Below are 4,393 nucleotides of genomic sequence, written 5' to 3' on the forward strand. Positions count from 1 at the left end.
GGCCTCGGTCACGTTCTCACTAGTCATCGGTGCATCCTCCATGATCGGGAGTTACACCGAACGATTTACAGTCCCGGTGACGCCGCTGGTGGGTCTGACCCCTCGCCTGACTGACGTCTCGACTGTCCTGTTTGGGATTTGTCGGCCCGCCGGGCGTCACCACGCACGCGGCCGGACGGGCGTTTGTGACCTTATAGCGCCTCTGTGTGTCAAGCGGCTTGAGCGAGGTGGTTCCGTTGGTCGCGTTTCATAATCCGGTAGACCACGTTGGACAGGCGTCGCTTCAGGGCTCGGCGGGCCTCGGACGGAGTCTTCCCCTCGGCGATCTTGCGCTGGTAGTACTCCTGACCGCGGCCGCCGTCGCGGATCTGGCAGACAGCGATCACGTGCAGCACCGAGTTCAGCGCGCGGTTGCCGCCGGTGTCGGCTGGCGGCGGCACGCTATGAGAGAGCCAGCCCGTGGGCGGCAAGGAGCACTGCGGGCCCGTGCCGACCGACACCCTGGACGCTACGGCTGCAGACCGAGCGTCTGGGTTCGATTCAACAAGTCAGGAGCTTGGTCCAGAAGCCCCGTCACTGTCTTGTCCACCCGCCCGACCGGCGCGTGCCGCCCTCGGAACGGACACGCCACAAGGACGGACATGACCAGCATGACGCACGACGGCCCGCAGATCACCGGCGGAGTCGACACCCACGGCCTCACGCACCACGCGGCCGTGATCGACACGGTCGGCCGGCACCTGGCCGACCGGGAGTTTCCCGCCACGATCCGCGGCTACCGCGATCTGCTGGACTGGATGCGCTCACACGGCGAGCTCGTCGCCGTGGGCGTGGAGGGCACCGGCGCCTACGGCGCCGAACTCGCCCGGGTGCTGACCGCCGCCGGCGTCACGGTCATCGATGTCGACCGCCCCGACCGCAAGACGCGGCGGATGAAGGGCAAGTCCGACCCGATCGACGCCTACGCCGCCGCGACGGCCGTGCTGTCCGGGCGGGCCACCGGCATCCCCAAGAGCCGGGACGGTCTGGTCGAGGCCGTCCGGGTCCTGCGGGTCGCGCGCCGCAGCGCCGTCAAGGCCCGCACGCAGGCGATGAACCAGATCCGCGGCCTGCTCGTCTCGGCCTCCGCCATGCTGCGGGAACAGGTGGCAGGGCTGGACAAGGCGGCCCTGATACGCACCCTGGCCCGGCTGCGGCCCGGCGAGGACCTGTCCCGGCCCCTGGCCGCGACCCGAGCGGCCTTGCGGCGACTGGCCCGCCGTCACCAGGCGCTCGACGAGGAGATCGCCGAGCTGGACGCCGAGATCGGCCCGCTGGTCAAGCAGGCCGCCCCCAAGCTGCTGGAACTGTTCGGCGTCGGACCCGAGACCGCCGGCCAGCTGCTGGCCTCAGCCGGGGACAACCCCGAGCGGATGCGCTCGGAAGCCGCGTTCGCGCACCTGGCCGGGGTCGCCCCGATCCCGGCCTCCTCCGGACGCACCCACCGCCACCGTCTCAACCGCGGCGGCGACCGGGCCGCCAACAACGCCCTGCACACCATCGTGCTGACCCGCATGCGCTTCGACGAACGCACCCGCGCCTACGTCGAACGCCGCACCAAGGAAGGGCTGAACAAGAAGGACATCATGCGCTGCCTCAAGCGGTTCGTCGCCCGCGAGGTCTACCGGGCCCTGACCAGCACACCAACCGAACGAATCACTCAAACCGACCTCGCTCCAGCGGCTTGACAGCCATAGGAGCATCCCGGACGTACTTGACACCCTCCGGCGGGCTGATGAAGCTGAACCGGTTATGAGTCGACCTCAACCCCCGCCGGACCACGGCCCGTTCACCGAAGCCGCCGCCGCACACGCGCTGAGGACCGCCCTCGACACCATCAACGCCCCTCACCCCGGCGATCTCGAACTGCTCAGACTCGGCGAGAACGCCCTGTTCGCCAGCCCCGCCCACGGTGTGGTCTACCGGGTGGCCCGTTCCGACGCCCTCACCGCCAAGGTCGAGAAGGAGCTGGCGACCGCCCGCTGGCTGGTCTCGTACGGCTTCCCCGCCCTGCCGCCCCGCGACGAACTCCCCCAGCCCGTCAGCGCGGCCGGCCGCCTCGTCACCTTCTGGGAGTACGTCGCGCCCGCGCCCCGCACGCCCGAACTGGTCGACCTGGCCGCGCTGCTGCGCGAGCTGCACGCGCTGCCCGACCCGGCCTTCCCCGTGCCCGTGCTCAACCCCTTCCCGCTGATGCGGGAACGGCTGGAGACGGCCCGCGGCACCCAAGTCGCCGCGGAAGACGTGGCGTTCCTGGGCGCGGCGTGCTACGAGACCGAGAGTGCGTTCCGTGATCTGGTCGCCGAAGACCCAGCCGTCGGCCTCGTCCATGGCGACGCACACAGAGGCAACCTGCTCCACCGCGGCGACCGCGTGCTCCTCATCGACTACGAGGCGGTGGCGCTCGGCCCGCGCGCCTGGGACCTGCTGCCTACCGCCACCGCCGTCGACCGGTTCGGGCTGCCGTCGGCCGAGTACGCCGCGTTCTGCGCCGCGTACGGAGCGGATGTCACCGTGCACTCCGGATACCGCACCCTGCGCGCCGTACGGGAGCTCGGCATGACGACCTGGCTGATGCAGAACGTCCCCCACTCACCCGCAGCTACCCACGAGTTCGCCGTCCGGATGGAGTCGCTGCGGAAGGGGGACCATGCCGCCCGCTGGCACGCCCTCTGACTCGGCGCCCAATCTGACGGCCACCCCCTTCGATCCGTACATATCGCGCACGGGCACCCGGCTGACCACGGTGTACGCCACCTCCTGGACGTACGCGCCCGACCCGCCCCACGACGACGGCCCACCGGGCGAGGACCCCGGCGGCGGCGAGGAACGGAGCGGCGGCCGCGACGAGGCCGCCGCGCGCCCGTCGACGCTGCTGAACCTTGGGCGTCTGGCCGCCGCGTACGACCGGCATGCCGACCATCTGCCGCGTGTACTGCGCCGTGAGCGACTCGATCCGGCGGGCTTCGCCGCGCGCCGCTGGAGCGCCACCGGGCGCGGCGCGCCCACGGTGGCGACCCTCTGGCAGTTCACCGCCCCCTCGGGGCAGATCCTGCTCGCCCTCACCCTCGATCTCGCGGTGCCGCTGCTGGACTCCATCCCGCTTCTGGAGGACCTGTACTACGCCGACGTCGCCTTCGGTGGCAGCACCCTCGAACAGCTCGCGACCACCCGGGTCGGTGCGGCCGGGGGCAGTACGTCCTCCCCGGTCCTGCTTCCCGAACGCCACCAGCTCGTCTTCCAGGCCTCGCCCACCCCGGCCGACGTCCCGCCGCCGGACACCGCCCAGCGGATCATCTACCGAGCCGACCTGCCCGTACGTCCCGAGCTGGGCTCGCTGTGCACCCCAGACGAGCTCAACCGCCGCCCCACCACCTCCGGCGCCCTGGGTCCTTACGTCAGTCTGCTGACGGGACATCAGGACTATGTGGAGAACGCCGCGTTCCTCTCCGCGGTACAGGCGGTGGCGTCCGCCGCCCGGCTGCGGGAGATCCGGGTCCTGGCCGAGACGTACGTACGCCGCTTCCGAACCCGCCCCGACGGCGACGCTCGCCCGCACGAGCGGCGTACGCTCCTGGAGCGGATCACCAGCGCGCAGGCCCATCTGGAGCTGGAGCTCGGCTACAGCGTCGAGATCCCCGCGGACCTGGCGACGCTGATCCCCTCGCTGCGGCCGACCTCGTACCACTCCGCGCTATACGAGGCGATGGGGCTCACCGAGCGCGCCGCCGCCGTCAGCCAGACCCTGCAGCGCCTCGGCAACGCCACCGCCGCCGAGCTGACCTCCGTCGAGTCGGCCGAGCAGCGCGCGGCGGACCGGCGCCGGGTGCGGACCGTCGTCGCGGTCACCTTCGTCACCACGGTCACCGCGACGCTCGGCCTGCTGTTCGCCTTCTTCGGCATCAACGCCGCCGAGGTCGACGAGCGGCGCTCGATGTTCGACGTCGCCTACACGCCGGTGTACGGCCTCATCACCACGGTCATCGTGCTCGGGTTCGTGCTGTACGCGGTGCTGCAGGCCGTCGACCGGGTGGCGCTGCGCCGGGGCGCGGCACCCGGGCCCGTATGGCACGGCACCCATCGTCTGCTCGCGAGCGAACTGGGCACGGCGCTGCTCGACGGCCCGCTGGTCCCCGTTCCGCAGCCACGTACCTCTGTCGTCGGGCCCGCCGCCGACCCCGCCGCCGGCCCGGCCGGGTCCGTCACACCGCCGTGACCCACTCCGGGCGGGAACGCGAAAGGCCGGTCGGAAGATCTTCCGACCGGCCTTTGCCGATGTGTCCGAGGGGGGACTTGAACCCCCACGCCCGATAAAGGGCACTAGCACCTCAAGCTAGCGCGTCTGCCATTCCGC

4 protein-coding genes are annotated in these 4,393 nt (G+C 71.3%); 3 read left to right on the forward strand and 1 reads right to left on the reverse strand.

What is annotated here, in order from left to right; genetic code table 11:
- Positions 1-209: 209 nt before the first annotated feature.
- Complete coding sequence (locus IEZ01_RS28415) at positions 210-500, reverse strand: hypothetical protein (protein ID WP_189204496.1); 291 nt, start codon at positions 498-500, stop codon at positions 210-212.
- A 150-nt stretch (positions 501-650) separates the two neighbouring features.
- Between IEZ01_RS28415 and IEZ01_RS28420 the strand changes: the two genes are divergently transcribed.
- From IEZ01_RS28420 to IEZ01_RS28430, 3 genes are all read left to right on the forward strand, one after another.
- Entirely contained in the window at positions 651-1,727 is a 1,077-nt protein-coding gene (locus IEZ01_RS28420; RefSeq protein WP_444545495.1) for an IS110 family RNA-guided transposase, read from the forward strand.
- Between the two features lie 64 nt (positions 1,728-1,791).
- Positions 1,792-2,715, forward strand: a complete 924-nt coding sequence (locus IEZ01_RS28425) for a phosphotransferase enzyme family protein (protein ID WP_189204500.1) — start codon at positions 1,792-1,794, stop codon at positions 2,713-2,715.
- On the forward strand, positions 2,690-4,255 hold the full coding sequence (locus tag IEZ01_RS28430) for a hypothetical protein (protein ID WP_189204502.1): 1,566 nt from the start codon (positions 2,690-2,692) through the stop codon (positions 4,253-4,255). The genes IEZ01_RS28425 and IEZ01_RS28430 overlap by 26 nt, the downstream gene beginning before the upstream one ends.
- The last annotated feature ends 138 nt before the right edge of the window (positions 4,256-4,393 follow it).

The sequence above is a fragment of the Streptomyces purpureus genome, assembly GCF_014648195.1.
GTDB classification, from domain to species: Bacteria; Actinomycetota; Actinomycetes; order Streptomycetales; family Streptomycetaceae; genus Streptomyces; species Streptomyces purpureus.

Excerpts from the sequence above, each read along its gene's own strand:
- IEZ01_RS28420 (WP_444545495.1), top strand. The coding sequence starts at position 651 with ATGACGCACGACGGCCCGCAGATCACCGGCGGAGTCGACACCCACGGC.
- IEZ01_RS28425 (WP_189204500.1), top strand. The coding sequence starts at position 1,792 with ATGAGTCGACCTCAACCCCCGCCGGACCACGGCCCGTTCACCGAAGCC.
- IEZ01_RS28430 (WP_189204502.1), top strand. The coding sequence starts at position 2,690 with ATGCCGCCCGCTGGCACGCCCTCTGACTCGGCGCCCAATCTGACGGCC.